Origin of the sequence: Pseudovibrio axinellae (assembly GCF_900110875.1) — a bacterium.
Taxonomy (GTDB): Bacteria; Pseudomonadota; Alphaproteobacteria; order Rhizobiales; family Stappiaceae; genus Pseudovibrio; species Pseudovibrio axinellae.
Window position 1 is genome coordinate 188,115 of the sequence record NZ_FOFM01000007.1, and the last position, 26,824, is coordinate 214,938.

22 protein-coding genes are annotated in these 26,824 nt (G+C 50.9%); 16 read left to right on the plus strand and 6 right to left on the minus strand.

Translation table 11 applies throughout. From position 1 onward, the window contains the following. The first annotated feature begins 88 nt into the window (after nucleotides 1-88). Both BMZ51_RS16150 and BMZ51_RS16155 read left to right on the plus strand, forming a co-directional pair. Nucleotides 89-2,314, plus strand: a complete 2,226-nt coding sequence (locus BMZ51_RS16150; protein WP_068003772.1) for a heavy metal translocating P-type ATPase — start codon at nucleotides 89-91, stop codon at nucleotides 2,312-2,314. A 299-nt stretch (nucleotides 2,315-2,613) separates the two neighbouring features. Continuing rightward, the gene (locus tag BMZ51_RS16155) at nucleotides 2,614-4,167 is read left to right on the plus strand and encodes a CYTH and CHAD domain-containing protein (protein WP_068003770.1); all 1,554 of its coding nucleotides are present in this window, start codon (nucleotides 2,614-2,616) and stop codon (nucleotides 4,165-4,167) included. Nucleotides 4,168-4,174: 7 nt separating this feature from the next. Here BMZ51_RS16155 and phnF read toward each other — a convergent pair whose 3' ends face one another. Next, nucleotides 4,175-4,927: a phosphonate metabolism transcriptional regulator PhnF gene (gene phnF / locus BMZ51_RS16160; RefSeq protein WP_068003769.1), complete on the minus strand. Its 753-nt coding sequence runs from the start codon at nucleotides 4,925-4,927 to the stop codon at nucleotides 4,175-4,177. A gap of 183 nt (nucleotides 4,928-5,110) precedes the next feature. On the opposite strand from phnF, the gene phnG reads away from it, so the two are divergent. The 10 genes from phnG to phnN are packed head-to-tail and all read left to right on the plus strand — an operon-like array spanning nucleotide 5,111 to nucleotide 12,968. Beyond that, nucleotides 5,111-5,581 (plus strand): phosphonate C-P lyase system protein PhnG, encoded by a 471-nt coding sequence (phnG, locus tag BMZ51_RS16165; protein WP_068003763.1) that lies wholly within the window; start codon nucleotides 5,111-5,113, stop codon nucleotides 5,579-5,581. Between the two features lie 2 nt (nucleotides 5,582-5,583). Further along, nucleotides 5,584-6,216 carry a phosphonate C-P lyase system protein PhnH gene (phnH, locus tag BMZ51_RS16170; RefSeq protein ID WP_068003760.1) on the plus strand — a complete coding sequence of 211 codons (633 nt, stop codon included), beginning with the start codon at nucleotides 5,584-5,586 and terminating at the stop codon, nucleotides 6,214-6,216. A 3-nt stretch (nucleotides 6,217-6,219) separates the two neighbouring features. Next, nucleotides 6,220-7,335: a carbon-phosphorus lyase complex subunit gene (locus BMZ51_RS16175; protein ID WP_068003758.1), complete on the plus strand. Its 1,116-nt coding sequence runs from the start codon at nucleotides 6,220-6,222 to the stop codon at nucleotides 7,333-7,335. Continuing rightward, nucleotides 7,332-8,243: an alpha-D-ribose 1-methylphosphonate 5-phosphate C-P-lyase PhnJ gene (locus tag BMZ51_RS16180; protein WP_068003755.1), complete on the plus strand. Its 912-nt coding sequence runs from the start codon at nucleotides 7,332-7,334 to the stop codon at nucleotides 8,241-8,243. The genes BMZ51_RS16175 and BMZ51_RS16180 overlap by 4 nt, the downstream gene beginning before the upstream one ends. After that, a complete protein-coding gene (gene phnK / locus BMZ51_RS16185) occupies nucleotides 8,243-9,040 on the plus strand; it encodes a phosphonate C-P lyase system protein PhnK (RefSeq protein ID WP_068003752.1) in 798 nt (265 codons plus the stop codon). The genes BMZ51_RS16180 and phnK overlap by 1 nt, the downstream gene beginning before the upstream one ends. A gap of 10 nt (nucleotides 9,041-9,050) precedes the next feature. Further along, entirely contained in the window at nucleotides 9,051-9,761 is a 711-nt protein-coding gene (phnL, locus tag BMZ51_RS16190; RefSeq protein ID WP_068003750.1) for a phosphonate C-P lyase system protein PhnL, read from the plus strand. Between the two features lie 15 nt (nucleotides 9,762-9,776). Further along, nucleotides 9,777-10,400, plus strand: coding sequence for a DapH/DapD/GlmU-related protein (locus BMZ51_RS16195; RefSeq protein ID WP_068003746.1), 624 nt, complete (start codon nucleotides 9,777-9,779; stop codon nucleotides 10,398-10,400). A gap of 58 nt (nucleotides 10,401-10,458) precedes the next feature. Beyond that, nucleotides 10,459-11,157 (plus strand): DUF1045 domain-containing protein, encoded by a 699-nt coding sequence (locus tag BMZ51_RS16200; protein ID WP_068003740.1) that lies wholly within the window; start codon nucleotides 10,459-10,461, stop codon nucleotides 11,155-11,157. Beyond that, on the plus strand, nucleotides 11,154-12,347 hold the full coding sequence (locus BMZ51_RS16205; protein ID WP_082825567.1) for an alpha-D-ribose 1-methylphosphonate 5-triphosphate diphosphatase: 1,194 nt from the start codon (nucleotides 11,154-11,156) through the stop codon (nucleotides 12,345-12,347). Before BMZ51_RS16200 ends, BMZ51_RS16205 begins: the two co-directional genes overlap by 4 nt. A 36-nt stretch (nucleotides 12,348-12,383) precedes the next feature. Further along, entirely contained in the window at nucleotides 12,384-12,968 is a 585-nt protein-coding gene (gene phnN, locus BMZ51_RS16210) for a phosphonate metabolism protein/1,5-bisphosphokinase (PRPP-forming) PhnN (RefSeq protein ID WP_244271364.1), read from the plus strand. Here the strand turns inward: phnN and BMZ51_RS16215 are convergent. Beyond that, nucleotides 12,958-13,620, minus strand: a complete 663-nt coding sequence (locus BMZ51_RS16215) for a TetR/AcrR family transcriptional regulator (RefSeq protein ID WP_068003725.1) — start codon at nucleotides 13,618-13,620, stop codon at nucleotides 12,958-12,960. The genes phnN and BMZ51_RS16215 overlap by 11 nt on opposite strands. Nucleotides 13,621-13,750: 130 nt before the next feature. Between BMZ51_RS16215 and BMZ51_RS16220 the strand changes: the two genes are divergently transcribed. After that, nucleotides 13,751-14,215 carry a (2Fe-2S)-binding protein gene (locus tag BMZ51_RS16220; RefSeq protein WP_068003724.1) on the plus strand — a complete coding sequence of 155 codons (465 nt, stop codon included), beginning with the start codon at nucleotides 13,751-13,753 and terminating at the stop codon, nucleotides 14,213-14,215. 2 nt (nucleotides 14,216-14,217) lie between these two features. Continuing rightward, nucleotides 14,218-16,500, plus strand: coding sequence for a xanthine dehydrogenase family protein molybdopterin-binding subunit (locus BMZ51_RS16225; protein WP_068003721.1), 2,283 nt, complete (start codon nucleotides 14,218-14,220; stop codon nucleotides 16,498-16,500). Between the two features lie 161 nt (nucleotides 16,501-16,661). Here the strand turns inward: BMZ51_RS16225 and BMZ51_RS16230 are convergent, their stop codons facing one another. Then, nucleotides 16,662-19,628: an AsmA family protein gene (locus tag BMZ51_RS16230; protein WP_068003719.1), complete on the minus strand. Its 2,967-nt coding sequence runs from the start codon at nucleotides 19,626-19,628 to the stop codon at nucleotides 16,662-16,664. 366 nt (nucleotides 19,629-19,994) lie between these two features. On the opposite strand from BMZ51_RS16230, the gene BMZ51_RS16235 reads away from it, so the two are divergent. After that, a complete protein-coding gene (locus BMZ51_RS16235) occupies nucleotides 19,995-20,459 on the plus strand; it encodes a tellurite resistance TerB family protein (protein WP_068003716.1) in 465 nt (154 codons plus the stop codon). 31 nt (nucleotides 20,460-20,490) lie between these two features. Continuing rightward, a complete protein-coding gene (locus BMZ51_RS16240; protein WP_068003714.1) occupies nucleotides 20,491-21,240 on the plus strand; it encodes a glutamine amidotransferase in 750 nt (249 codons plus the stop codon). 49 nt (nucleotides 21,241-21,289) lie between these two features. On the opposite strand, the gene BMZ51_RS16245 is transcribed toward BMZ51_RS16240, so the two are convergent. From BMZ51_RS16245 to BMZ51_RS16255, 3 genes are all read right to left on the minus strand, one after another. Then, the gene (locus BMZ51_RS16245) at nucleotides 21,290-21,895 is read right to left on the minus strand and encodes an acetate uptake transporter (protein ID WP_068003712.1); all 606 of its coding nucleotides are present in this window, start codon (nucleotides 21,893-21,895) and stop codon (nucleotides 21,290-21,292) included. A gap of 334 nt (nucleotides 21,896-22,229) precedes the next feature. After that, on the minus strand, nucleotides 22,230-25,676 hold the full coding sequence (gene pyc / locus BMZ51_RS16250) for a pyruvate carboxylase (RefSeq protein ID WP_068003710.1): 3,447 nt from the start codon (nucleotides 25,674-25,676) through the stop codon (nucleotides 22,230-22,232). A 341-nt stretch (nucleotides 25,677-26,017) separates the two neighbouring features. After that, entirely contained in the window at nucleotides 26,018-26,737 is a 720-nt protein-coding gene (locus BMZ51_RS16255; protein WP_068003708.1) for a LuxR family transcriptional regulator, read from the minus strand. Nucleotides 26,738-26,824 lie beyond the last annotated feature (87 nt).

The following is a 26,824-nucleotide window of genomic DNA, read 5'->3' on the forward strand; positions in this document are numbered from 1 at the left end:
TATTCATCTTCCCTCCAGCCACTTGACCCACCATCGCCAATGGTAATAAGTCCAGATGGTCTAAACTCGGCAACCGAAGATAGCTCTGATGAACGCACACACAGCCTCTGCAGCCCAAACCGTCAAACTCGATATTTCGGGAATGACATGCGCTGGTTGCGCATCCCGCTTGGAAAAAACCTTGCAAGCAACCGAAGGTGTGGTGAATGCCACCGTGAATTTTGCGCTCGAAACTGCAGAGGTAGAACACCTACCTCAGATTGTCGCAAACGATCTTGTTGACGCGGTCTCCTCAGCTGGCTTCGAAGCCAAACAACGCCGGGATGAGGCAGAGGCTGCAAAAAGAGCTCATGAAGAGCGCGACGCACAAAGCAACGCAGAAGAACGCAAAACCTTTCAACTTTTCACACTTTCAACGCTACTTGCGATTCCTCTTGTGATTCCAATGGTCCTGATGGTTTTTGGGGTGCAATTCGAACTCCCAGGCCTGTTACAGTTTGCCTTGGCAACACCAATCCAGATTTTTGTTGGGGCACGATTCTATAAGGGCGCGTTTGCATCACTAAGGCACGGCGGTGCCAACATGGATGTTCTCGTATCGCTTGGCACATCAGCTGCTTACTTATACAGCGTTTATAACGTTTTCTTCGCAAGCGGAACTCAAAGCACGGACCTGTATTTTGAAGCCTCAGCTGTTATCCTAACCCTCATCTTGATGGGTAAGTATCTGGAAATTCGCGCAAAAAGATCCACCTCAGCAGCTGTACGTTCTTTGATTGCACTTCGCCCCACCACAGCAAATAAGATCGTTGGCGACAAAATTGTCCCCGTCAACATTTCTGACCTGCGCCTGGGCGATTACATAGTTGTCAAACCTGGCGAGCGTGTCCCAACCGACGGACTGATCGAAGAGGGCGAGAGTGAGCTGGATGAATCTATGCTCACCGGCGAAAGCCTCCCAGTGCACAAAAACACAGGAGATCAAGTAACCGGTGGAACAATCAACGGCTCAGGCGCTATTTTTGTGCGCACCACAGCTCTTGGAGAATCAACGCGCTTAGCGCAGATTATCCGCCTTGTTGAAGGTGCACAGACAACCAAAGCGCCCCTACAAAAATTAGTCGACAAAGTCGCCGCGATTTTTGTTCCCGTTATTGTGCTGATCGCACTTGCAACCTTCGCTGGCTGGATGTTGTACTCAGGCGACATTAGCACCGCCCTAGGCGCTAGTGTTGCAGTTCTCGTCATCGCCTGCCCTTGTGCGCTCGGACTTGCTACCCCAACAGCGCTCGTCGCAGGCACTGGCGCAGCCGCCAAGGCAGGGATACTTATTCGCGATATCGAAGCGCTGGAGCGGGCACACCAAGTCGACACTATTCTCTTTGACAAAACCGGCACATTAACCGTCGGCAAGCCAGTTCTTACAGATGCTCAGGCATTTGACCGCAATGACGAGCGCTTACTTACAATTGCAGCCAGCGTTCAGCTCGGAAGTGAGCATCCACTTGCAAGCGCACTTATCCGCGCAGCAGAAGAGAAGAACCTGAAGCTCACACGCCCACGGCTCATCAAAGCTGTCCCCGGTAAAGGGATCATAGCTGAGCTAACAGGACAACAAGTCGCCATCGGCAACGCCGCACTCATGAACGACTTGCAAATCACCCCCTCAATGACGGGCGATGGTCTTGTAAAGACTTACGAATCTGCTGGTAAAACCGCTGTAACTGTCGCTCTCGGAGACCGAGCCATCGGCGTTCTCGCATTTGTCGATCAAGCCAGAGATTCAGCACGCGAAGCTATAGAAACCTTGAAAAATCAGGGCATTCGCACCGTATTGATCACCGGCGATACAGAGCTTGCTGCAAAGAACATTGCCGATCAAGTTGGAGTTGATGAGTTCCAGGCCCGCGTTCAACCAGAAGGTAAGAACGAAGTCGTAAATGACTTGAAGGAACAAGGGTATAGAGTAGCCATGGTTGGCGATGGCATCAACGATGCCCCTGCACTTGCCGCAGCTGATCTGGGTATTGCAATGGGTTCAGGCGCAGATGTTGCATTGGAAACCGCAGGAGTTACCCTCATGCGTTCCGAACCAAAAATGATCCCGGCAGCGCTAGATATTTCCAAGGCAACCCTCCGGAAAATAAGGCAGAATCTATTCTGGGCCTTTATCTATAACATCATCGGCATCCCGCTCGCAGCCTTCGGGTTACTCTCCCCCGTCATCGCAGGTGCGGCTATGGCAATGAGCTCGGTCTCAGTCGTCACCAACGCTATGCTATTGCGGCGATGGAAGCCGAAAAACATGAATTGATATAAGAACATAGCCCTTGAAACCCAGTTTCAAGGGCTGTTTTGTATCTGCCCTTCAACCAGCCAATCCAGCATCACGATAGTCACACGTCCAGGGGCAAAAGAGAGCATCAATAAGATGCTCACACATGGAGCGCTAGAATACAGCCAAATGGGGATTACACTTGAGATAGTTTTCCATAAACCTACTGCGCCCTTTACACAGCGAGAGCTTCGCGAGATGCTTACTAGGTAAAACCAACAGGAGTGGGATGGAATGATCTTCCGCTCGCACGCTGTGCATAGGGTGGTCTTGAGATCATGCACGAGATTGAACTGAAACTTTCAGTCGACAAAGCAACGCTTACGCGCCTGATAAAGGCAGAACCACCAAAGGGTTTTGCTGCAAACGAGCAATCCATAAACCGACTTCGATCAGTTTATTATGACACTCCCGACCACACTCTCCGAAAAGCCCGGGTTTCTCTTAGAACACGCTACAACGGGACCAATTGGATACAGACCGTCAAACAAGGCGGAGGCATGCAATCTGGCCTTTCCAGAAGAGTAGAACTTGAAGTTCCCATCGCCGGGGATAAACCAGACTTTGCAGCGATATCAGACCCAGACATTCGCAAATACCTGAAGAGTCTTTTGGCGGGGAAAGAGCTGGGTGTCCTTTTTGAAACCGTAATCACACGCACCCTCATCTACTACACAGACGAAGCCGACACACGCATTGAAGTTGCCATGGATACCGGTTTCGCAAAAACGGAAAACCAACAGCACCCAATTAATGAGGTCGAGCTGGAACTTCAATCCGGCCCCGTAGAAAACCTCTACCGCCTTGCAAATGAGCTGATGAAAGAGCGGACAATCCTGTTCTCCAACACCAATAAGGCAGGCATTGGATACCGCCTCGCAAGCGGAGAACCACCGGAGTTACAATCAGATGCACTCCATGCAAACCGCATATCTTTGACGGATGAAGACACAGTAGGCTCAACATTTCAAAAAATATTGCGTGAATGCCTGAACCAGATCATTGCCAACCGCTCCTGTATCCTACAGCAAAACATTTCTGAAGGCCCCCATCAGCTACGTGTGGGCCTGCGCCGATTAAGAAGTGCGTTCAATATCTACAAATCAGTTATGCCCGCAAACGCCATAATCGCCCGGTTAGATACCCGCGCAAAACAGCTGGCGACAACAGCAGGAAATCAACGGGACATAGATGTCTTATTGGAAGACATCATTACGCCTGTTATCCCCTTGTTGCCAAAAACACATTCGCTTGAACCTTTGTTGGAGGCGATCCAGCTTGCACACGAAGAAGCACAGGTTGAGCTGAAGAAAGACCTCGTCGATCCAAGCCTCAACACATTCCTTCTTGATCTGGGTGAGATCTCCGAAAGTCCCGTTTGGGCAGATAACATTCAAATCAAGCACGCTAAAAAACTAAACCAGCCAATCAAAGACTTCGCACAAAATGCCCTAGGTAAACGCTGGAAGGCCTGTGAGAGGCGCGCTGAGAACCTACAGGATTTAACTATTGAACAGCGCCACGACCTGCGAAAAGCACTCAAAAAAATGCGTTATTCCGTTGAGTTCTTCCATTCACTGTATGAGCCTAATGACCTTCGCATTTTCCTTAAATGTTTGAAGAAGCTACAAAATACCTTTGGTTATTTGAACGACGTTGCCATGGCAGAGCGCCTGGTCGCGATGAAGCTTCCCCACTCCTTACAAAACAACGAGGTTTCAACAGTGATCGGTTTTGTAGCTGGTTGGCACCAGGCAAGAGCTGATAACGCATGGCTCGAAGCGCAAGAGCGGTGGAACGCCGCTGTTCACGCTCCCTACTACTGGCTATAATCGTTGCTCATTCATTCCTGACTGTAAGATGCATCCTGTCAGCAGCAACGTAAGCTCGGCCAACCTGTATCGCTTTACCACCCTCAGTCACATTGATGGATTCCATTATAAGCACCGGCGCCCCCTCCGGTATTTTGAGCAATTCAGCATTCTCTGCGCTGCACAGCGCTGCTGTTATTCGCGTTTCCTTGCGTCGGTATTCTCCCAAACCATATTTCTCCATGATTTTGGTGATCGAACTGGTTTCCTTCAAATCAGCGGGAAGGTTTGGAAACCTCGATGCCTCGAACCAACGTGTTCCTGCAATAAGCGGCGTAGCATCGGCATAGCTTACTGATTCACATTTGAACAAGGGCGTGCCAAGCTCCACGTTCAAAAGCTCCCCTGTGTAAGCATCAGCAACCACCTCTGAGACACGGAAGATATCCCCATAAACCTCTTGAGCCTGACCCGACAGGTTTTCAGTAAAGCGCGTGCGTGGGCCAATCGGATAGACAAGTGGGGCTTTAACGACAAAGGTCCCTCGCCCTTGGTCTGCCCGCAAAAACCCCTCCTCAATCAACGTTGAAATGGCGCGTCGGACAGTATGTCGGTTTACTCCAAAAGCATGCGCAAGCTCTTGCTCCGTCGGTATTTTTTCACCTGAAGACACCTCTGACCGTGAAAGAACGGCTCGCAGATTTTCAGCGATTTGTTTCCACATCGCGACACCGTTGCGTCGCTCGATTGGAGAAAACTCAAATTTCATCGGCTTCGTCATGCCTCCGTCATGAAACAACACTAATCAAGTGTCGAGCAAGATATTTGTATATACAACTAGACAACATTGTATTTTACTTAGCAACTGTAACCCACCGCACGGGCGCGGTGATCCAGAACAAACAAGCGTTACAACAACAATGCCCGGAGCCCCAGTTGGTTCCGGTAGTCTAAAGGGGCTGAGATGAGGGCAAGTTCGCTCAAACAGCATTCACCGGAAATTGCAGCTAGACAGAATGCGATGGGCATTCTGGCAAAGGCATCAGCACAACAAATTTCCGATGTCTGGAAAACCCTCGGAATTGAACCGAGCTACTCTGTGATACGGCCAGCAGAAATCGGCCTTGTGATGGTACGTGGCCGTTCAGGCGGCACCGGCGCACCGTTCAATTTGTGCGAGGCCACTGTCACCAGATGCGTTGTCGCACTGGAAGATGGCACCACCGGTTTTGGTCAGGCATTAGGCCGCGACAAAACCAAAGTCCTGCAAACAGCGCTGATTGATGCACTTTGGCAGCTCCCGGCTCATCGCGACAGTATTGAGAGCAAAGTTCTGGCACCGCTCGCAAAATCTCAAGAACTTGCAGAGCAGGAAACTCGAGCTGAAGTCGCCGCCACAAAGGTTGATTTCTTCACCATGGTACGGGGAGAATAATCATGACCTCACAAGCTGCTTCCTCAATATTTGCCAAGGCACCATCCCCCGGCTTCACAGATGCCGTCCATGATGCGCAGTCAGTCTTTCGCGCTGCCATGAACGCCCTTGCGCAGCCAGGAACGATTCACCAGCTTAGCGAGCTTGCACTTACACCTCCCGCACCGCTTTCAGCCTCAGCAACAGCGCTGGTTCTAACACTTTGCGATTACGATACGCCTTTGTGGTTGGACCCCGATCTGGCGGCAAACGAGACGGTCAGAAGCTATATCCGATTCCATACCGCTGCACCGTTTGCAAAGAGCGCCGCAGAAGCAACATTCGCATTGGCCTCCAATTCCGAAAACCTGCCAGCTATTGCAGGCTTTGCAGCAGGAACTCCAGAATATCCAGACCGCTCAACCACGATCATCTTGATGGTAGATGACATGGTATCGGGTAGCGGCGTCACTCTGAAAGGCCCCGGCATCAAGAACCAAAATCTGTTTTCAGCACACCCGCTACAAGCCTCGTTCTGGCAACAGATGCAAGCAAATAGCACACTCTATCCACTCGGGGTTGATGTGATTTTTGCCGGAAACAATCAGCTTGCTGGTCTGCCCCGCTCCACCAAAATAACCGGAACAGAGGCTTAACTCATGTATGTTGCCGTTAAAGGTGGCGAGAAAGCCATCCGTAATGCTCACAAGCTCATGGCACGTGATCGCCGTGGTGATACAAAGGTCCCGTCAGTCAGCTTAAAGCAGCTTTCAGAGCAGCTTTACCTTTCAGTTTCTCGTGTCATGGCCGAAGGGTCTTTATACGACGCAGAACTTGCAGCTCTTGGCATAAAGCAGTCCCGTGGTGACCTGATCGAAGCTGCATTCCTGATGCGTGCTTACAGGACAACACTGCCACGCTTTGGTTATTCCCAGCCAATAGACACAGCAAGAATGCTCATTCGCCGACGCATTTCAGCAACTTACAAAGATCTACCAGGAGGCCAGCTGCTTGGCCCAACCTTTGATTACACCCAGCGCCTTCTAGATTTTAAGCTTGCAGCCGATGCTGAAGTCCCAAGCCCAGAAACGCAAACCTTCGAGAAGACGGAAGTCGTCCCACGTGTAACCGACCTTCTTAACGACGAAGGTCTGATCGAAGTGGACGAAGCACCTGCACCAGATACGCCGGTCGGTGACCTGACCCGAGAACCGCTAACGTTTCCAGCAGCTCGCGACTTGCGTTTGCAAAACCTCGCCCGTGGCGATGAAGGCTTCTTGCTCGCTCTCGGTTACTCCACACAACGAGGGTTCGGCCGAACACACCCATTTGCAGGCGAAATTCGCTTGGGTGAAGTGGAACTGGATTTCTTCATGGAAGAACTCGGCTTTGAAGTGCCTCTAGGCACGATGACTGTTTCTGAATGTCAAATGATCAATCAGTTTAAGGGCTCCGCAACTGCACCTCCGCAGTTCACACGCGGCTACGGACTGGTCCCAGGCCAAGGAGAACGGAAAGTCATGGCAATGGCTTTGGTCGATCGATCCTTACGGGCACACGAGCTGGGCGAGGAAATAGACTCCCCTACGCAAGATCAGGAATTCGTTCTTTCTCACTCAGACAACGTGCAGGCAACAGGCTTTGTCGAACACCTGAAGCTTCCACACTACGTTGATTTCCAGTCAGAATTAGAACTCATCCGCAAAGTCCGCAAAGAGTGGCAGGAAAAGCAGGACGCTGCTGGGCAAGAGCTTCTGGGGGAGGCTGCACAATGACACAAACAGCAAAAACACAAGACATCTCCAGCCAGCACTACAACTTTGCTTATCTGGATGAGCAAACGAAGCGGATGATCCGGCGCGCAATTCTAAAGGGCATTGCTGTTCCTGGTTATCAAGTTCCATTCGCAGCCCGCGAAATGCCAATGCCATACGGTTGGGGCACAGGCGGCGTTCAGGTCACGGCTGCTGTCATTGGCAAACAGGACTGCCTAAAGATGATCGATCAGGGATCAGACGACACGACCAACGCAGTCGCCCTACGCACCTTCTTTGTTAAAACCACCGGTGTGGAGACAACGACGAAGACCAAAGAAGCCTCAATCATTCAGACCCGCCACCGCATTCCAGAGGAAGCTCTCACGGAAAATCAGGTGCTTGTGTATCAGGTACCAATTCCTGAACCACTGCGCTTTCTTGAGCCTCGCGAAACAGAAACCCGCAAAATGCATGCGTTGGAAGAGTACGGTCTGATGCATGTGAAGCTGTACGAAGACATTGCGAAATACGGCCATATCGCCACCGCTTACGCCTATCCGGTTATGGTGCAGGACCGCTACGTCATGGACCCGTCCCCAACCCCCAAGTTCGACAACCCCAAGATGGACCAGATGGAAGCACTGCAGCTGTTCGGAGCAGGCCGCGAGAAGCGCATCTACGCGATCCCGCCGCACACGAAGGTTGTCAGCCTCGATTTCGAAGATCACCCCTTTGAAGTGAACCAGTTTGAAGAACCCTGTGCAATCTGCGGTGCCGAAGGCGCTTATCTGGATGAGGTCATTTTGGATGACCATGGAAAGCGCATGTTCGTTTGTTCAGATAGCGATTTTTGTGAAGACCGCCGTGCAGCAGGCCATGTTGGTCACCTTGGAACCAATCCGCTGGAAGCTGAAGGAAACGACTGATGTCCGCAGTTAATCAAGGCACTGAAGACCTTCCGCTTCTTCAGGTTAGCAACACAACCAAACTCTACGGGGGCCGCATTGGCTGTAAAGATGTCAGTTTCGACCTTTATCCCGGTGAGGTACTGGCGATTGTAGGTGAAAGTGGCTCGGGCAAAACAACACTGCTCAACTGCCTTGCAACACGCCTCACACCAACCTCAGGCTCTGTAAGCTATCGCAACCGCATGGATCAGATGCGTAACCTCTACGAGATGAGTGAAGCTGAGCGTCGAATGCTCATGCGCACGGATTGGGGTTTTGTGCATCAACACCCTGCCGATGGCCTTCGCATGACGGTTTCAGCTGGTGCAAATGTGGGTGAGCGGTTGATGGCCGTTGGTGCGCGCAACTATGGCAACATTCGAGACACGGCGACAGATTGGCTCGGGCGTGTAGAAATCGCAGAGGACCGCATTGACGACGATCCGCGTGCATTCTCTGGTGGCATGCGCCAACGCCTTCAAATCGCACGTAACTTGGTTACAAGTCCGCGTCTGATTTTCATGGATGAGCCAACGGGCGGTCTTGATGTTTCGGTACAGGCTCGCCTGCTCGACTTGCTACGCGGCCTCGTCGCAGACCTTGGCCTTTCCGTTATCATCGTTACCCATGATCTGGCAGTCGCCCGCCTCCTCTCACACCGCATTCTTGTCATGCGACACGGACATGTAATTGAGAGCGGGCTGACAGACCAAGTGCTTGATGACCCGCAACAAAGCTACACCCAGCTTCTTGTGTCATCAATTCTACAGCCTTGAGGACAGAACAATGTCAAACACTCCGAAGACGAAAATTCTAGTCTCAGATTTAGCAAAAACGTTCACAATGCACTTGCAGGATGGTTTGGAAATTCCGGTTGTATCGGGCGTAAATTTTTCTGTCGCAAGCGGCGAGTGCGTCGTGCTGGGCGGCCCTTCTGGGTCGGGCAAAAGTTCAATCCTTAAAATGATCTATGCCAACTACCGCTGCCAGAAAGGGCAAATCCTCATCACGGACCAAGATGAGATCATCAACGTGGCGCAAGCAACACCGCGCCGGATCATCCGCCTGCGCGAAAACACAATTGGCTACGTCTCCCAGTTCCTGCGCGCCATTCCCCGTGTACCAGCTTTAACGTTGGTAGCAGAGCCGCTCATAGCGCAAGGCGTTGCTGAGGAAGAAGCACTTGCACGTGCAGGCAAGCTCCTTGCGCGCCTTAACGTACCACAGCGTTTGTGGCAGCTGCCGCCCGCAACCTTCTCTGGTGGGGAACAACAGCGTGTAAACATCGCAAGAGGTTTTATCGCCCATTACCCAATTCTCCTTCTTGATGAGCCTACCGCTTCACTCGATGCGGCCAATAGAGCCGTCGTTGTTGAGCTCGTGGAGGAGAAGAAGGAGCAAGGCGTGGCAATGGTTGGCATTTTGCACGACCACGACGTACGCGATGCAATTGCAGACCGGATCGTAGACGTCACCTCATTCGCATCAGCGGCATAAACGGGAATTTACAGGATGATAAAGCCTCCAAAAATCTCAAAGACAGTCGTAGAGCCAACCGTTTCTCAGCGCGAAACTCAGATCGGGCAGCAGTGCGAGGTGCTTGGTCCAACCCATTTGGAATATTGTGAGCTTGGCGACTTTTCCTACATTGGCCCAAACAGCTCAGTTGCAGACACAGTTATTGGAAAGTTCACGGCCATCGCATCCAATGTCCGCTTGGGCCCTCCCAATCACCCTATGGAGCGAGTGTCCCAACACCGCTTTACATATACGCCAGAATATTATCGCAAGGACAAAGAAAGAGATCATACATTCTTTGCCAAACGACGTGCAGACCGGGTGATCATTGGTAATGATGTCTGGATTGGACATGGTGTCACGGTTCTGCCGGGCGTGACTGTAGGCGATGGGGCAGTTTTGGCAGCAGGAGCCGTCGTCGCGAAGGATGTCCCGCCCTATACAATCGTCGGCGGCGTTCCTGCAAAAACAATAAAACCTAGGTTTTCGAAGGATATCGCAAATCGTTTGCTAACCCTCAAATGGTGGAACTGGGCACAAGATGAAATTTTTGAGCGTCTGCCACTCTTTCAATCGATGCCCGTGGAAAGATTTCTGGAACATTTCGAACCTGCCTAAAGTGTCATCATACAGACACTGACCCTCTGGTAAATCGAAGGGCAAGGATGTTTTACTAATGCGTTATTCAATCTATTTCAGCCATCCGCATACTGCTGAGTTAACTCAACTGGGCAGTCAGTGGCTTGGCAGGTCTGCTTTTTGCAACAGCGCCCTCCCTCAGCCTTCTTTGCGAGAGGTAACGCGCCAGCGCTTACACAGCTTAACCGAAGAGGCGCGGCGTTACGGGTTCCACGCCACGATGAAACCTCCATTTCATCTAGCGGAAGGCAAAACACTTGAGGATGTAAAGGCAGCCTTGCATAGCTTTGCCAAGAAGACCGCACCCTTCATCATAGAGGGACTTGCACCCAACCTTCTTGGCAAATTTCTTGCACTCACCCCGACGAAGAGATCATCAGAACTCGATGACCTTGCAGCACGGTGCATCACTGAGTTTGACCACCTGCGCGCACCTTTACGCACCCAGGATATGGAACGTCGCCGTCAGGCCAACCTAACCCCAGAACAGGATGCCTACATGCAGACCTGGGGGTACCCATACATTTTCGAGTATTTCCGTTTTCATATGACACTGTCAAAACAGCTTGAAGATGAATCCGAACGCACAGCCCTTAAAGCCGCTGCCGAGGACCACTTCAAGCACGTTACCAACCAACCATTCCCAATTTCCCACCTCGCTCTGTGCATTGAGAGAGAGGCCGGGTCACCGTTCCAAATCATTGAAATAGCACCATTGGAAGGAACCACAGGATGAGCGACGTGATTGTAAACGAAGCGCCATACCAGACATCAACTCTGGTAAAGCCACATACACCGATGGTTTTTAGCAATGCAAAACTGGTCCTGCCTGAAACAGTAATTAATGGGACACTGGCAGTCGATCGAGGCAAGATCTGCGACCTAAGTAAAGGCGGGGCAAGAAACGCTCTGGACTGTGAAGGGGACTACCTGCTCCCCGGTCTTGTAGAATTACACACGGACCACTTGGAAAGCCACTACAAGCCTCGCCCAGGTGTAACTTGGAATGCTGTTTCAGCAGTACAGGCCCACGATGCGCAGATCGCGTGTTCAGGTATCACCACTGTGTTTGATGCACTTCGTGTTGGTATGGAAGATGACGCAGACCTGACCGCTCGCGACATGCGTGAGATGGCAGACGCCATTGAAATTGGTCAGCGGGAAGGTCGGTTGCGCGCAGACCACTTCATCCACCTACGCTGCGAAGTTTCAGCAGACAATTGCGTGGACGGCTTCGATCTATTCAAGGATGACCCGCGCGTTCGCCTGGCCTCCTTAATGGACCACACACCGGGTCAACGCCAATTTACATCACTGGACCAGTTTGAGCTCTACTACAAAACCCAAAAAGGGTTTTCTGATCAGCAAATGAAAGAGTTCACGGAACAGATGCAAACCCGTGCCAAACGAAACTCCAACAAGAACCGACTGGCGATTGCAGAGCGAGCTAAAGCCGCCGGTATGATGCTGGCAAGCCATGATGATGCAACACTTGCTCATGTCAAAGAGGCGACCCACTTCGGCATCAATGTTGCAGAATTTCCGACGACTCTGGAGGCTGCAAAAGCTTCTCATGAAGCTGGCATGGCAGTGCTTATGGGTGCACCGAATGTGGTGCGTGGGAAATCTCATTCCGGCAACATCTCAGCCAGAGAGTTGGCAGAGGCTGGATACCTTGACGTTCTTTCCTCCGATTACGTGCCCGTCTCTCTGCTTCAGGCTGCATTTCGACTCGAACAGCAAATCGAGAGCATTTCTCTTCCAGAAGCCGTACAGAAGGTAACCCGCATTCCTGCGCAAGCCGTTGGCCTGTCAGACCGTGGCGCGTTGGAAGAAGGCCGCCGGGCCGATTTGATACAGGTGCGCATGGTGGGCGACGTACCAATCGTTCGCGGTGTCTGGCGCGAAGGGTACCGGGTGGCTTAACGCCACCGGGTAAAGGGGAAAACAGTCGTGACATTCATGGCAAACACACCGCGAAGAACAAATAAGCTTGGCCCAGGCGCTCTCATTATGGTTGTCGGGCCAAGTGGAGCGGGCAAAGACACGCTGATCTATGGCTACAAAGAGCGTTGCGCAAATGACGAAAACATCTTGTTCGCGCAACGCCTCATCACACGTCCGGAAGATGCCGGTTCTGAGCCGCACAAGGCGATCGATCATCAGGAAATGTCATTGCTCATTGACCAACAGCGTGTCGCCTTATCATGGCCAGCCCATGGCTTAATATACGCCCTTCCAAAGTGCGTAGATGAGCACATCGCCAAGGGCGGAATTGCTGTCGCCAATGGTTCTCGTGGCGCGCTTGCACAAGCTGTGACCAAATACCAGAAGCTACTGGTGGTCCACATCACGGCTCCAATACATATTCTAGCAAAACGCCTTGCTGAAAGAGGCAGAGAAACAGTCGAAGATATTGAACAACGCTTGCAACGAGCCGATCTATCCCTGCCTGATCTCCCTCACATGGTGGAGATACAGAACACAGCCGCCCCTCAAATTGGAATTGAACGTCTGGATCAAGCAATCAAAGCATTTATGCGCTAAGCTCTTTCACACTTTCAAGGCCTAGAAGGTGCGCAGTGATCAGGCCAAATAAAGCTGGCGCAAACTCCTGACGAAACGGGGCGAACTCTTGTTCATTATACAGTGTGACCAGAATTGGAGACGGGTTTGTGATTGGCCAAAGGCCAGCCACAAACACATGAATGCTGAGAAAGACGGCCATCGCCTCTTCTCCACGTAGCCAGGGCAGCCCCCGCTGCAATACAACAGATGCCCGCTCAGCTTCAGCCAGCAAGGCTCGCTTAAAGTGGCGAACACATTCAATGGAGACGTTTTTTTCCAGTGTTGGCGCAATCTGGCTCATCAACTCGCATAAGCGTTTGCGAGAGGCAAACAGGTCTGCCAGCAGTTGCGCCATAGCAGCTGGTGTCATCTCTTTTGTGACCTGCTTCTCAAGCTCTTCGATAACTTCAACAAAATCACGCAACAACAACTCAACCAAAATTGCTTCGCGTGTCTCGAAGTATCTATAGATATTGGACTTTACAACACCGGCACGGCTGGCAATCGCCTGCAAAGTCAGCCCATCGACGCCGTCCTGCTCAAGAACACCGGTCGCGGCCTGTATAAGATCCTCATGACGCTGCGCTTTTGCGGCAGCTGATCTAGCGCGCTGAAAATTCTGGTAGGTCATAAGCCTGTGATAGGTCCCAATCAAATTGCTGTCAATAAATCGTGGCAGACTGCATTGACAAACTACCGCTAGATCATAAGTTAAGAGAACGACATTCTCCTAATAGTAATTTTACGGGATCGCGAAACAAATGTACCCGAAACAAAACCTGACAGTGAATGGCCAGACGAAAGAGATTGAAGCCGATCCAGAAATGCCACTGCTCTGGGCACTTCGGGACATTCTCGATATCAAAGGCCCGAAATTCGGATGTGGTATCGCTGCTTGTGGCGCGTGTACCGTTATGATTGACGGGGAAGCTGTACGCTCCTGTGTCCAGCCTGTTGGCGATGTAACAGGCGCGATTACGACCATCGAAGGGATTTCACAGGGCGATGAACTGCACGCGGTTCAGCAAGCCTGGGTGAAGCACTCTGTCCCACAATGCGGATACTGTCAGTCTGGCCAGATCATGGCTGCAGTCGCGCTGCTGGAGGAAATTCCGGATCCGACTGATGAAGACATCAGCGATGCGATGACCAATCTGTGCCGCTGTGGAACGTATCCAAAAATTCGCGCAGCTATCAAAGACGCCGCACAAGCACTGGGAGCCTAACAATGAGCCGTTTGGGAAAATACACCCGCCGGGCCTTTCTTGGGCTAGGTGTTGCAGCAGCTGGTGGCCTCGCTGTTGGCTATTATTTCTACCAGAAACCCTATGCAAACCCTCTTGATGCAAAGAAGGCAGAAGGTGAGACGCCCTTTAACCCATACGTGATGATTGATGCAGATAACACCATCACTATCATCGCTCCACGAGCAGAGATGGGCCAAGGCGTTCACACCACACTGGCAGCACTCGTCGCTGAGGAGCTGGAAGTTCCGCTTGAGCAGGTCAAAGTGGAGCACGGGCCATCCAGCCCAGCCTACTTTAACGCTGCATTGCTGGAAGATGGCACGCCCTTCCCGTTTTACGACGAAAGTGTTTTGGCGGAATTGGCGCGCGGCTCTATGAAGATCGTCGCAAAGTTTTTGGGCATCAATGCCACTGGTGGCTCAACCTCCACAACAGACGCCTTCGTTAAAATGCGCGAAGCTGGGTATGCAGCAAGATACGTGCTGATTAAAGCAGCTGAAGAGCACTTTGGCACAACAAAAGACAATCTGATCGTGGCTGATGCGACAATCACCGAAAAATCGTCTGGCAAAAGTGTAACTTACGGTGAACTCGCAAGCAAAGCTGTCGCTATTTCCCCGCCAACTGAGATGAAACTGAAGAAGGCCAGCGACTGGAAAATTCTTGGCAAATCCCAGGACCGCGTGGAACTCAAAGACAAGGTCACCGGCGGCCGGATCTTCGGAATTGATATGCAACTGCCGGACATGCTGTACGGCACCGTAAGAATGGCGCCACGCAAGGGTGTCAGCCTCAAAAGCTACGATAAGACCGCAGCTCTTGCGATCCCGGGCGTTAAAGACGTTGTAGAAATCAAAACTGCTACTGGCGAGGGCCTCGGGATTATCGCCGAGAACACCTGGGCTGCCTTCCAAGGCTCACAAGCTTTGGTAATCGAATGGGACGACCCACTCACTCTTCAAAACTCTGACCAAATGTGGAATGCGCTGGAGACCGCTCTTACAAAAGAGGCAACTTTCGAGCTGGGAGGAACCGGATCCGATCCAGAGGTTTTCGCCTCAATTCCAGAGAAAGAGACCCTTTCAGCGCAGTACCGTGTGCCCTTCCTTGCCCATGCAACCATGGAGCCGATGAATGCCACGGCACAGCATGAGGGTGACACAATCTATATTTGGACAGGAACTCAAGCCCCAGGGCTGGTTCAGTCAGCTGTCGCCAGCCATTTTGACATGGACAGCGCAGATATCGACATCACCACAACCCGTCTTGGTGGTGGGTTTGGCCGCCGCCTTGAAGTGGACTTCTCACTTTACGCTGCCGTGATTGCAAAAGCGACCGCGCCGTACCCGGTAAAGGTTACTTGGACAAGAGAAGAGGATACCCAGCATGATACATATCGCCCAATGGCCATAGCCGAAATCAAAGGGCAGATCACACCATCGGGAACTCTCAAAACCTTTGATATGCACGTGGCCTCTCCGTCCATCGTCAAAAGCGTCATGGCAAGAACCTTCCCAGGGCTTAGCCCAGTCGGTCCAGATAACTCTGTCTTGGATGGAGCATTCAACCAGCCGCTTGATGCAGAGAACCAGCGCTACCAAGCGCATGTGTCAGACCTTCTGGTACCAGTGGGTTTCTGGCGCTCGGTCGGCAACTCCGTCAATGGCTTCTTCCATGAAAGCTTTATGGATGAAGCTGCCCACAAAGCAGGCGTAGATCCGGTAGAATTCCGCCTTGCTCAAATGACGAATGACGAGTTCATGCCAGCTCGGGAAGTGTTGAAGCGGGTCGCAGAAATCTCAGGCTGGGGAACGCCCCTGCCAGCTGGAAAAGGCCGAGGCGTTGCACATGTGCTTTCCTTTGGCACATGGACAGCACAAGTGGTTCAGGTGGATGTTACTGACGAAACAGTGACGATTGAAGAAGTTTGGGCCGTTGCCGACCCCGGCATTGTACTGGACCCTGGCCTGTTCAAAGATCAGATCATGTCCGGCATCAACTTCGGCCTCAGCCAAGCGTTCGGCGAGGAAATCACATGGTCTGACGGAGAAGTCGAGCAAGCAAACTTCGATACTTTCGACGCTATGCGGATGTATCAGGCCCCAAAGATTACGGTTGAGGTTCTCGAGAACTCTCCAAAGATGGGAGGAGCCGGTGAACCAGGTACACCTCCGTCTACTCCAGCTCTGGCAAACGCAATCTTTGCTGCAACAGGCAAACGCATCAGGCAAATGCCACTCAGCAACGAAATAGACTTCATCTAACACCAAACAAAAAGCCCGGAGCATTCCACTCCGGGCTTTTTGTTGTCTATTGCAACCTGCCCTAAAGCGTAGCGCATAAAAGTGCGACCCGGTTTTAAGATACAACTCCACCGAACACGGGCAAAATCAGCTCAAGGATTTCAACTCAGATGCGAACTGCTTTAGTCAGTCAAAAAGCCAGCTGGCATTCCAAAAGCTTCCTCTAAAGACGTCAACGTTGCATCCGTGTCGGCGGTTCCTGCTGCCACGGCCTCAACATCAACATTGCCAGGCCCACGCGGCACAACATCACGGCGCTTCAAGTCGCGTTTTGGTGCCCCTGTAAGCTTGCTCTTTCGCGGAGTCTTCACCTCATTTGCAGCAACCGCAGTCCCTTCTGGCTTGGCAACCGGTATCACGATAGCCGAAGAAGCGTCAGCACTTGGTATCTCGCCATCTGCAAGCAGTGGCAGGTCTCCTGTACCGATAGAGGCCGTATTTTCCCCCTCGGTCCCCTCTTCCAAGTCTGATGCGCTTACAAGCTCCGCTCCAGAAGCAAGCTGTGAGCGATCCGCAGCTTCCTTCGCCGCTGAAGCTCTTAAACGCTGCGCATCTTTAACCGTCTTGGCTGTCACAAGATCCTGCGCTAATTTCTCGGAGACCTTCTTTGTTTCCTTAACATCCCCAAAGGATGCATCCGCATACTCTTGATGGCCAACCTTCTCAAAGCTTGGAAGACCGATCGAGCCTCGGATTTTAAGTGGCGCCAGATCAGAGGTCTGCGTTGAAGGTTCACCGTTCAGCTTGGACTTATCCAGGAGGCTTGGCTGCAAATACCACAGAACTTCGCCATCCTTGATGTTGATCGCCCCACGCCCTTCAACAAGTGCAGTTTTACTTTGCAACGTCAAAGCCTGAAATTCTGCGGTACCACGGTCAAAGATAACATCTGCACCCCAGCTGGAGAACGATGTTCGGTCAGCTTCCTCAAACGGCCAACCAGTAATGCCACCATTGCCCACCGACGCGACCAGACGGTCAACATCCAGCTCGTGTAGCGTGCCGTTGCCAAGCTGGAAACTCAGGGCTCCGCCCATGTTGACCCAAAGATCACTTGGTGTTTGGCCAGATGTATTCACATCCACCTCAGCATACAGGTTCCCGTCAACGCGTGGCATATCGCCAAGAGATGCAAGGAAGGGAGCAGCATCAATACCTTGCAATGAGAACTCTGCAGAGATCCCCGGTTTAACAGTTGCGCCATTCAAAAGAAGCTTACCTGCCCCTTCACCCTTATAAAGGTCCACTTGGGTAACCTCTAAAGCAAGGCGCCCATCAGAGAGCTCAGCTTTCAAATCAGCATTCTGCCCCTTTAAAGCACCAAGCTTCAGGTCCTTGATGGATAGATCGACATCGAGATCAAAACTTCGTAAAACAGAGAAATCATAAGCGCTCTCTCCCTTTGCGTTTTTGGCATCGGAACGAGAGAACATCTTATCAAATGAGGCATTTGCGACCTCCAGCCTACCACTGATCTTGGGAACTTCAGCAGTATCTATGCGCCCGCTTCCCTTAATGGTGGTCTGATCCAGCTTAAATTGTGCATCTTTAAAGGCCACACCATTTGCATCTGCATCAAAAACGCCCGCCAGCTCCAATTGTTTCCCATGCAGGTATCGCGGAAGCGGCCGTCCATACCACCGCGCAAAATTGCTAAAATCATCTGTCTGGAACGCAAGTATCCCGCCAAACCCGTCTTTCAGAGAATAAGGTCCAGTCACGCTTCCTGAGAACATCTCGCTTGAGAACGCAAGGTCGATATTTGCATCAGAACGCAACCCTCCCTGCAACCAAACCTGCTCCCCCTGCCAGCGGGCAGTTCCTTTCAGCTCCAACGGGTTAGAAAGCCCTGAGAAAACGAAACTTAGGTCCATATCATCAAGAGCTTCCTGCCGGTCTTCAACAGCAAGCAGTTCAGGCAATTGAATGCTGGCAATACGGCCCTTACGCAAAATCGCCCCGCCATCAATTTCGAGAGCAGAGACCAGTTCATCATAAGATTGCCCAACGCTGTAGAAGGAGGCATCAACATTAGCAAAACCTGAGGCAGGAAAGTTTAAGCCTGCCAAGCGAATGAGCTGCTCAAAGTCCAAGGACTTGCCATTGACTTGCCCCTTTAGCTCAAACCCGTCTTCCAGATAATTCAAAGCGACATCGCCACCAAACCCAACCGAGCCAATCGTGATTGACAGGTCTTTGCTTCGCATCCCACGTTGCCGGAACTGCACTTCACTGGTGAGCACTCCATTGCCAACATCCTCAGGAAGCTCAACGTTATGCTGTGCCGCCACTTCCGAAAGGCTTGGCACTTCAACTAAGACTTGCACGGTCCCAACAGGGCGAGCGCCAAACGCAAGCTGGCCCGTAAAACCTACTTTTTCTTGAGACGGCCCAATCAAATGAGCTTCGACCGACGTCGCACGAGCCTCACTCAATGCGGAAACCGACCCGACACGGCCACGAACAGCATACCGCTCGCCACCTTGAGTGAACGCGCCGTCCGCTGTCAAAGCATCACCACCATGCTCAAAGTTGAGCATCATCGAGATCTCTGAGAAAAGCAGCGGGGATTCCTGTTTCAATTCGCTATAGGTAACGACTCCATCATTCAGCTTGACTGTATCCAGATCCAGCTGGCGCATGAAGCTTGCAACGCGGCCCGCAATATTTGCGCCGATATGAGCCCCTTCTCCATCACCAGAAAGCAACGGCTGCCAAGAGGCGCTCCCTTCCTGATCAAACTCAAGAGTCCATTTTGGTTTGAACAACTCGATGTTTCGAATGATATTGCCGCCAGTCAGCAAACGCAGAGAATTCAGCTCAAACCGCGCCCGGTCAACCTGAGCAAACTCAATTCCATCCGCGCGCGCTGCACCAGCAACACCAACATTTTCAATCTCGATTGCCAATGTAGGAAACAGGTCAACGCTCGTTCTGCCATCAAGGCGCAGCTTCCATCCAGTTGCAGTCTCGAAAGTTTGCGCAATTTGGGCCTTGAGTTGTTGTTGTGGAACGAGAAGCGGTGCAAGCACCAGGCCACAAACCACAAGGGCGGCAAGAGCTCCAAAAATAATAAGCGAGCGTTTCATCTAGTCTCAGTATCCTAATGGACGATTTCAGCAAGGCCCGGGAGGGTCTCTAATGTAAGCAGCTTTCACTCAACAAATACAGCGCAACAAGCTCGTAGAAAACGTCTAAATTATGATTAGTTAAAGCCTTTCATGACTGCGCATAAAAGGACTAAGTAATCTGAACGACAAACCCCTATCATATTTGCTCCCAATTGTCGTAGTAATGCGTGGCTGCAAATTGGCGTATATTGGTGCTTTTCTTTGGCAATTGTAACTATTTTTGCGTATCAATAATATCTCATTCAGACCTGATTGACCTTTAAGCACCTCCAAAAAGCACTAAATATAAGTGCAACAAAACAAATAGATGCACGGAGCACATGCATGCTAGACGCCCTGAAAAAGTTCTTCAAAGAGCTGTCTATAGATAAAGAAGACACAAATCGTTTTTCTGAGGATGATGAGCGACTGGCAGTGGCCGCGCTGATGTTCCATATTATTGCGGTGGATGGTGATATTGAGCAGCAAGAACTAGATCAGTTAAAACGCGTCTTACAGCAACAATACGAGCTGAATGAGGAAGACACAAAAGAGCTGATGCAGCTCGCAAAAGAACGTGATGAAGAAGCCGTTGATCTTTACCGCTTCACCTCAGTTCTCAAACGCAAGCTAGAACCAGCACAACGCCTGAAGGTCATCGAGTCACTTTGGGAGATGGGGTTCGCTGACGGGTCCGTTCACGAATTTGAAGACAATACAATTTGGCGGGTTGCAGAGCTTTTGGGCGTATCATCCAGAGACCGTATGCAGCTTAAACAACAGGTGGCTCGGCGCCATTCAGGCAGCTAGCTCTTTCTGTGATTAAAGGTATAAGTTTGTAATGTTAGAACGGAATACCCAGCACAAACCCAAAATGCTCGTTGTGCTGCATCAGGAAAACTCAAACCCAGGTCGCGTCGGACAACAGCTGGTCAAACGTGGGTTTGAGCTGGATATTCGTCGCCCTCGCTTTGGTGATGCACTCCCGCATACGCTGGCCGATCACGCAGGATCTGTCATTTTTGGCGGCCCGATGAGCGCCAATGACCGCGATGATTTTGTAAAACAAGAAATCGACTGGATCAGCGTCCCACTAAAGGAAAACAAACCTTTCCTTGGTATCTGCCTGGGCGCTCAAATGCTCTCTAAAAATCTCGGCGGACACGTGACTGGCCGTGATGATGGCCTGGTCGAAATTGGTTACTACCCTTTGCAACCAACGCAGAAAGGGACGAGCCTGATGGACTGGCCCAAACAAGTCTACCAATGGCACCGCGAAGGTTTCTCGCTTCCCTCAGGTTCAGAGCTTCTTGCTTCCAGCCCGACCTACGAAAATCAGGCTATCCGTGTCGGCAAAAATGCATTCGGCATTCAGTTCCACCCAGAACTTACATACGCCATGATGAACCGTTGGACGACCCGCGCTGCAAGTCGCCTGGTGCTCCCTGGAGCACGCAAACGTGGAGAACATTTCCGCGAGCGCTTCGTGCACGACCCTTCCGTTCTTCACTGGCTTGAGACATTCATGGACCAGTGGATCGGTTACGCATCCGAACCTGCTGGAAACTGGTCTTCCAACATCTGCAGATAAAAAAAAGCCCGGTCATATGCCGGGCTTTTCTGCAAATTTTCTGATTTAACTATTCTGCTGCAACTGCTTCAGGTGAAGGCATTTTTTCACCCGGTTGTAAGATTGGAGATCCAACAGGCAGGACATCACGACCACATACATCTTTGTAGATGATGTGCGCCATCACGTACCAGGCACAAAAAGAGCATACGATCAGCACATAACCTGCGATTACGTTAAAGAACGCTGGACCAAAGTGGCCAAGAACCAGCAGGAAGAAGCCAAGGAAAAGGCTGCCAAAGATAGAAGCTTCACCTTTGTGCACATGCAATGCACCGTAGAACATAATGCCAGTGTAGATGGTGAACGGAATCAGGAAGAAACCAATATCGGCGTGCGTTGACTCATAAAAGCCCAGCTCATTGCCTGTAAGAATACCTGCAAAAGCCAGCCAAAAGGCGCCGTAGATCGTAAATGCACTGTAGCCGAAATTGTTACCAGTCTTACCTGTCTGGAAGCCTGCAACCAACTGTGCCAGTCCACCAACGAAGACACCCAACCAGAGAACTGGCCCCATATTCTGTAGGAGACCAATGTTTGCCATTTGCAGAACAAAGGTCGTCATACCAAATCCAGCCAGACCAATAACTGCTGGGTTTCCTGTTTTAGTTTGCACGTTCGCACCCTCAATAAAAAACCCAACCCCATCGTGGTAGGACGTAAGCTCCTTGACAACAGAAATTGGGAAAAACTCTCTATTTAGCTGGGGCGCTCAATACATAAGGGCTCACATAGCGACAACCGCACTACTACGTAACGTAGCAATACCTAACTCACAAAAGAGCAACTCTATTCCTTTTAATAGATTGTAAAATATAGATAATTTTAAACACAAGACAAAATAGCCAGCAACGCATAGTGCCCATGCACCAAACGCATTGCTGGCTATTTGCAATTAACAAGCTCAAACAAATTGTCTGAGCCCCAAATGGTGTCTCGCGTGAGAGCGATTAACCCTTAAAAGTCACGATCAAATCCTTCGCATCAAGCTGGTCACCCAGTTTAACGCAAACTTCGCTGATCTCCCCATCCCGCTCCGCATGAACGGATGTTTCCATCTTCATCGCCTCAATGGAAACCAGAAGGTCGCCAGCTTTCACACTCTGTCCAGCTTTGACAGTCAACGTGGAAATCACACCTGGAACTGGCGCGCCAACCTGAAGCTCATTGTCCTCATCAACCTTGCGCCGTGCAAGCGTGCTTGACGCTCCGTGTGCACGGTCAATGATACGGATGTTACGCGGTTGACCGTTGAGCTCAAAGAAGACCCGCTTTTCGCCCTTTTCGTCAGTTTCGCCAATCGCGAGGCAAGAGATAACCATCGTCTTGCCCGGCTCCAGCTCAGCCATAATCTCATCACCAACATTGAGCCCGTAGAAGTAAACAGGCGTTGGCAAAACACTCGTTGGACCATACTTGTCCTGAGCCTTGGCAAATTCGGTATACACCTTCGGGTACATGAGCATGGAAGACAGCTCTTGCTCGGAGCCTTTACGGCCCAAGACACCTTCAAGCTCAACCCGTTTCGCATCCAGGTCTTCAGCGCCGAGCAAAGAACCCGGGCGAACGGTGATTGGGTTCTGTCCTTTCAAGACTTTCTTTTGCAGTTCAGCAGGCCAGCCGCCAGGAGGGATGCCCAAATCACCATGCATCATGTTTACAACGGATTCCGGGAACGAGACTTCCTTGTTTGGATCAAGAACATCTTCGTGCGTAATACCCTGCGAAACCATCATCACAGCCATATCACCAACAACCTTGGAACTTGGCGTAACCTTCACGATATCACCAAACATCATGTTTACGTCGGCATAGGTTTTCGCCACCTCATGCCAGCGCATTTCAAGGCCAAGAGAGCGCGCCTGTTCTTTCAGGTTTGTGAACTGACCGCCCGGCATTTCATGTAAATACACCTCAGAAGCGCCAAAACGCAGGTCGCTTTCGAAAGCACGATACTGTGTGCGGACAGCTTCCCAGTAGAACGAAACCTGCTGAATACGGTCAGTGTTCAAACCACTATCGTGAGATGTACCTTTGAGCGCTTCTACCACAGACCCCATGCAAGGCTGAGACGTCAGGCCAGACAAGGAGTCCATCGCAAGGTCAACAATATCAGCACCACTTTCAACCGCAGCCAGTACAGTTGAAGCTGCAATGCCGGATGTATCATGCGTGTGGAAATGGATCGGGATTTCAATCTCTTCCTTCAACGCTTTGACCAAAACTTTCGCAGCCTGCGGCTTCAATACGCCGCCCATATCCTTAATGCCAAGAATATGCGCACCTGCAGCTTCAAGCTCTTTCGCCAGATTGACGTAATACTTCAGATCGTATTTAGGCCGAGCGCTGTTTAAGATGTCGCCCGTATAACAAAGTGCCGCCTCACACAGCTTGCCTTGTTCCTGAACCGCATCAAGCGACACTCGCATGTTCTCAACCCAGTTGAGGCAGTCAAACACACGGAAAACATCCACGCCAGCTTCCGCAGCCTGCTGTACAAAGTGTGTGACAACGTTATCCGGGTAATTTGCGTAGCCCACCCCATTGGAGCCGCGCAAAAGCATCTGCATCAAAAGGTTTGGCGCTTTCTCACGCACAAGACGCAGTCGCTCCCATGGGTCCTCTGTCAGAAAACGCATGGATACATCAAATGTTGCACCGCCCCAGCATTCCAGAGAGAACAGTTCTGGCAGGCCTTCCGCATAACTGTTAGCGATTTGCGCCAGATCGTAGGTGCGCATACGCGTCGCCAGCAAAGACTGATGGGCATCGCGCATAGTCGTATCAGTCACCAGAACCTGAGGTTGGGCTTTCACCCATTTGGCAAACTCCCTCGGGCCAAGCTCTTCCAACTTCTGACGTGTACCGTCCATCACTGGCAGTTTGAACTTCGGCGCCACTGGCACCACAGCATCTGCCGGTGGTTTGGCGCGCCCCTTTGTTTCAGGGTGCCCGTTCACACTCACGTCTGCAATATAGTTCAGCAGTTTGGTTGCACGGTCAGCCGTCCTAATATTCTCAAACAACTCTGGTGTATTATCAATAAAGCGTGTTGTGTAAGAGTTATTCAGGAAGGAGGCATGAGTGATAATCCGCTCCAGGAAAATCAGGTTCGTTGCAACACCACGGATACGGAACTCACGCAAAGCGCGGTCCATACGTGCACAAACTTCCTCAGGTGTAGGTGCCCAGGCGGTCACTTTTTCAAGCAGAGGATCGTAATAACGTGTAATCACAGCCCCCGCATAAGCGGTGCCGCCATCAAGACGAATTCCAAAACCGGTTGCTCCGCGGTAAGCACTCAAGCGGCCATAGTCTGGAATAAAGTTATGCTCAGGGTCTTCTGTTGTAATACGACACTGGAGAGCATGGCCATTCAGCTCAATCTTGTTTTGCTCAGGCACGCCGGTAACAGCTTTGTCACCAATATGGCCGCCTTCCGCAATCCGAATCTGCGCACGAACAATATCAATCCCGGTAACTTCTTCGGTAACCGTATGCTCCACCTGAATACGCGGGTTCACTTCAATGAAATAAACCTTCCCACTATCGGTATCCATTAGGAATTCAACAGTCCCAGCACCGCAGTAGCCGACTTCACGGCCGATCTTCAGTCCATAGTCACATAACTCACGACGCTGCTCATCATCAAGATAGGGAGCAGGTGCACGTTCAACGACCTTTTGGTGTCGACGCTGAATAGAACAATCACGCTCAAAAAGGTGAACAAGATTGCCATGTTGATCACCCAGGATCTGGACCTCAACATGACGGGCATGTTCAACGAGTTTTTCAAGATAGACCTCGTCCTTACCAAATGCCGCCTTTGCTTCACGCTTCGCTTCCACAAACTCACGAACCAGAGTTTGCTCGTCGCGTATAACGCGCATACCACGGCCGCCACCGCCCCAGGATGCTTTCAGCATCACCGGATATCCGATCTCTAAAGCAAGCCGCTTTACAGATTCCATGTCATCAGGGAGAGGATCAGTCGCTGGCATCACAGGCACACCGGCATTGACAGCAAGCTCACGCGCAGCGACCTTGTTTCCAAGACGGCGCATTGTTTCAGGCGATGGGCCTATAAAGATAATGCCGTTCTCAACACAAGCCTCGGCAAATTCCGGACTTTCGGAGAGGAAGCCATAACCTGGGTGGATTGCATCTACGCGCTGCTCTTTCGCAACACGGATAATCTCGTCGATAGACAAGTAGGCTTCGATAGGTCCAAGGCCTTTGCCAACCTGATAAGCCTCATCTGCTTTAAACCTATGAAGAGCGAGCTTGTCCTCTTCTGCAAATATAGCAACTGTATGGAGACCAAGTTCGTTAGCTGCCCGAAAAACGCGAATTGCAATCTCTGAGCGGTTAGCGACCAATATTCGTTGAATAGTCAAAGTATGTCCCCCAGTCTCTATGTATTTTGGGGCTTTATAGTCGAGTAAACACCTCTATGAAAAGATTAATTTATAGTCACTATTGTCATTACTATATTTAATGCCGCAAAAATCACTGAAGAAATGGCGAAGTCCAAGGGATTTTGCCGTACCATTGAGAAAATCTAAACACGTAAAAATATATACACAGATACATCAAATTTTGTCTTCGTTAATATATCTCAGTAGATATTTCTACTTCCCCCAACAAAGATGAGCGGGCTGAATAGAGCTCGCCACGTGTGCTTGGCAGGCCTCGCAATGCGAAACCTGCCAAGCACTTTATAAGACGCCAATCAAGCCTACCGAATAAGGCCTAGTCGGAATCCTTCTGCCACTGCATGAGTTCTGTTTGCAGCATGCAATTTCCTAGCTGCCGAAGCCAGATACCAGTCGGCAGTATGCTGTGAGATACTAAGGATCTGGCTGATCTCCCAACTTGTCTTACCAGCAGCAGACCACTTCAGACACTCAAGCTCGCGAGGTGTAAGGCGATGGCGAGGGCGATTGGTGTTGGCACCAACCAGCTCACGTACCTTGTTACTCGCATATATGCCGACGAGATGAAGAACGCTGATTTCACGCTCATTCAGACGCACTTCCGGCCCGCCAAAGATAAGCATACCTTGATAACCTTGCAGGCCATGAACTGGTACGCAAACACCGTCATACATTCCGTAATCACGGGCTTCAGTTAGGACTTGCTGTGCAGCAGCGGAAAGATTGCGATCACGAGCTACGCTGGACCATAAGAATGGACGACTGGCTGTCCGTGCTTTCGCAACAATAGGATCGTTTTGTACATAGTCACGGTCGAGATAACGTTGCTGCCACTCAGGACGCCAACCACTCAACATAATAGACCCATCAAAAGATGCGCCGGATTCCGGGATCGCAGCGAGACAGAAACTCGTAAAGCCAAAAGATTGACCAAGTTCCCCAATTCGCTTTGAAACACCATCAGGAGTTTCTTCGTTATTAATAGATTCAACAAATTCAAGTGCAGCAGTCAACGGATTCATTTTATACACCCCTACATATTATGCCTCCAACAACCTTACTCTACGCAATATCCACCTAATATAGAAGGTGTATCTATAACCCATCTT

What these genes read in the sequence shown, in the direction of transcription:
- BMZ51_RS16230 (WP_068003719.1), bottom strand. Translation starts at nt 19,628, where the DNA reads ATGAAACGCTCGCTTATTATTTTTGGAGCTCTTGCCGCCCTTGTGGTT.
- phnL (WP_068003750.1), top strand. Translation starts at nt 9,051, where the DNA reads ATGTCAAACACTCCGAAGACGAAAATTCTAGTCTCAGATTTAGCAAAA.
- BMZ51_RS16225 (WP_068003721.1), top strand. Translation starts at nt 14,218, where the DNA reads ATGAGCCGTTTGGGAAAATACACCCGCCGGGCCTTTCTTGGGCTAGGT.
- phnF (WP_068003769.1), bottom strand. Translation starts at nt 4,927, where the DNA reads ATGACGAAGCCGATGAAATTTGAGTTTTCTCCAATCGAGCGACGCAAC.
- BMZ51_RS16175 (WP_068003758.1), top strand. Translation starts at nt 6,220, where the DNA reads ATGTATGTTGCCGTTAAAGGTGGCGAGAAAGCCATCCGTAATGCTCAC.
- BMZ51_RS16155 (WP_068003770.1), top strand. Translation starts at nt 2,614, where the DNA reads ATGCACGAGATTGAACTGAAACTTTCAGTCGACAAAGCAACGCTTACG.
- phnG (WP_068003763.1), top strand. Translation starts at nt 5,111, where the DNA reads ATGAGGGCAAGTTCGCTCAAACAGCATTCACCGGAAATTGCAGCTAGA.
- phnK (WP_068003752.1), top strand. Translation starts at nt 8,243, where the DNA reads ATGTCCGCAGTTAATCAAGGCACTGAAGACCTTCCGCTTCTTCAGGTT.
- BMZ51_RS16205 (WP_082825567.1), top strand. Translation starts at nt 11,154, where the DNA reads ATGAGCGACGTGATTGTAAACGAAGCGCCATACCAGACATCAACTCTG.
- BMZ51_RS16215 (WP_068003725.1), bottom strand. Translation starts at nt 13,620, where the DNA reads ATGACCTACCAGAATTTTCAGCGCGCTAGATCAGCTGCCGCAAAAGCG.
- BMZ51_RS16180 (WP_068003755.1), top strand. Translation starts at nt 7,332, where the DNA reads ATGACACAAACAGCAAAAACACAAGACATCTCCAGCCAGCACTACAAC.
- BMZ51_RS16240 (WP_068003714.1), top strand. Translation starts at nt 20,491, where the DNA reads ATGTTAGAACGGAATACCCAGCACAAACCCAAAATGCTCGTTGTGCTG.
- BMZ51_RS16150 (WP_068003772.1), top strand. Translation starts at nt 89, where the DNA reads ATGAACGCACACACAGCCTCTGCAGCCCAAACCGTCAAACTCGATATT.
- BMZ51_RS16195 (WP_068003746.1), top strand. Translation starts at nt 9,777, where the DNA reads ATGATAAAGCCTCCAAAAATCTCAAAGACAGTCGTAGAGCCAACCGTT.
- phnN (WP_244271364.1), top strand. Translation starts at nt 12,384, where the DNA reads ATGGCAAACACACCGCGAAGAACAAATAAGCTTGGCCCAGGCGCTCTC.
- phnH (WP_068003760.1), top strand. Translation starts at nt 5,584, where the DNA reads ATGACCTCACAAGCTGCTTCCTCAATATTTGCCAAGGCACCATCCCCC.
- BMZ51_RS16220 (WP_068003724.1), top strand. Translation starts at nt 13,751, where the DNA reads ATGTACCCGAAACAAAACCTGACAGTGAATGGCCAGACGAAAGAGATT.
- BMZ51_RS16255 (WP_068003708.1), bottom strand. Translation starts at nt 26,737, where the DNA reads ATGAATCCGTTGACTGCTGCACTTGAATTTGTTGAATCTATTAATAAC.
- BMZ51_RS16200 (WP_068003740.1), top strand. Translation starts at nt 10,459, where the DNA reads ATGCGTTATTCAATCTATTTCAGCCATCCGCATACTGCTGAGTTAACT.
- BMZ51_RS16235 (WP_068003716.1), top strand. Translation starts at nt 19,995, where the DNA reads ATGCTAGACGCCCTGAAAAAGTTCTTCAAAGAGCTGTCTATAGATAAA.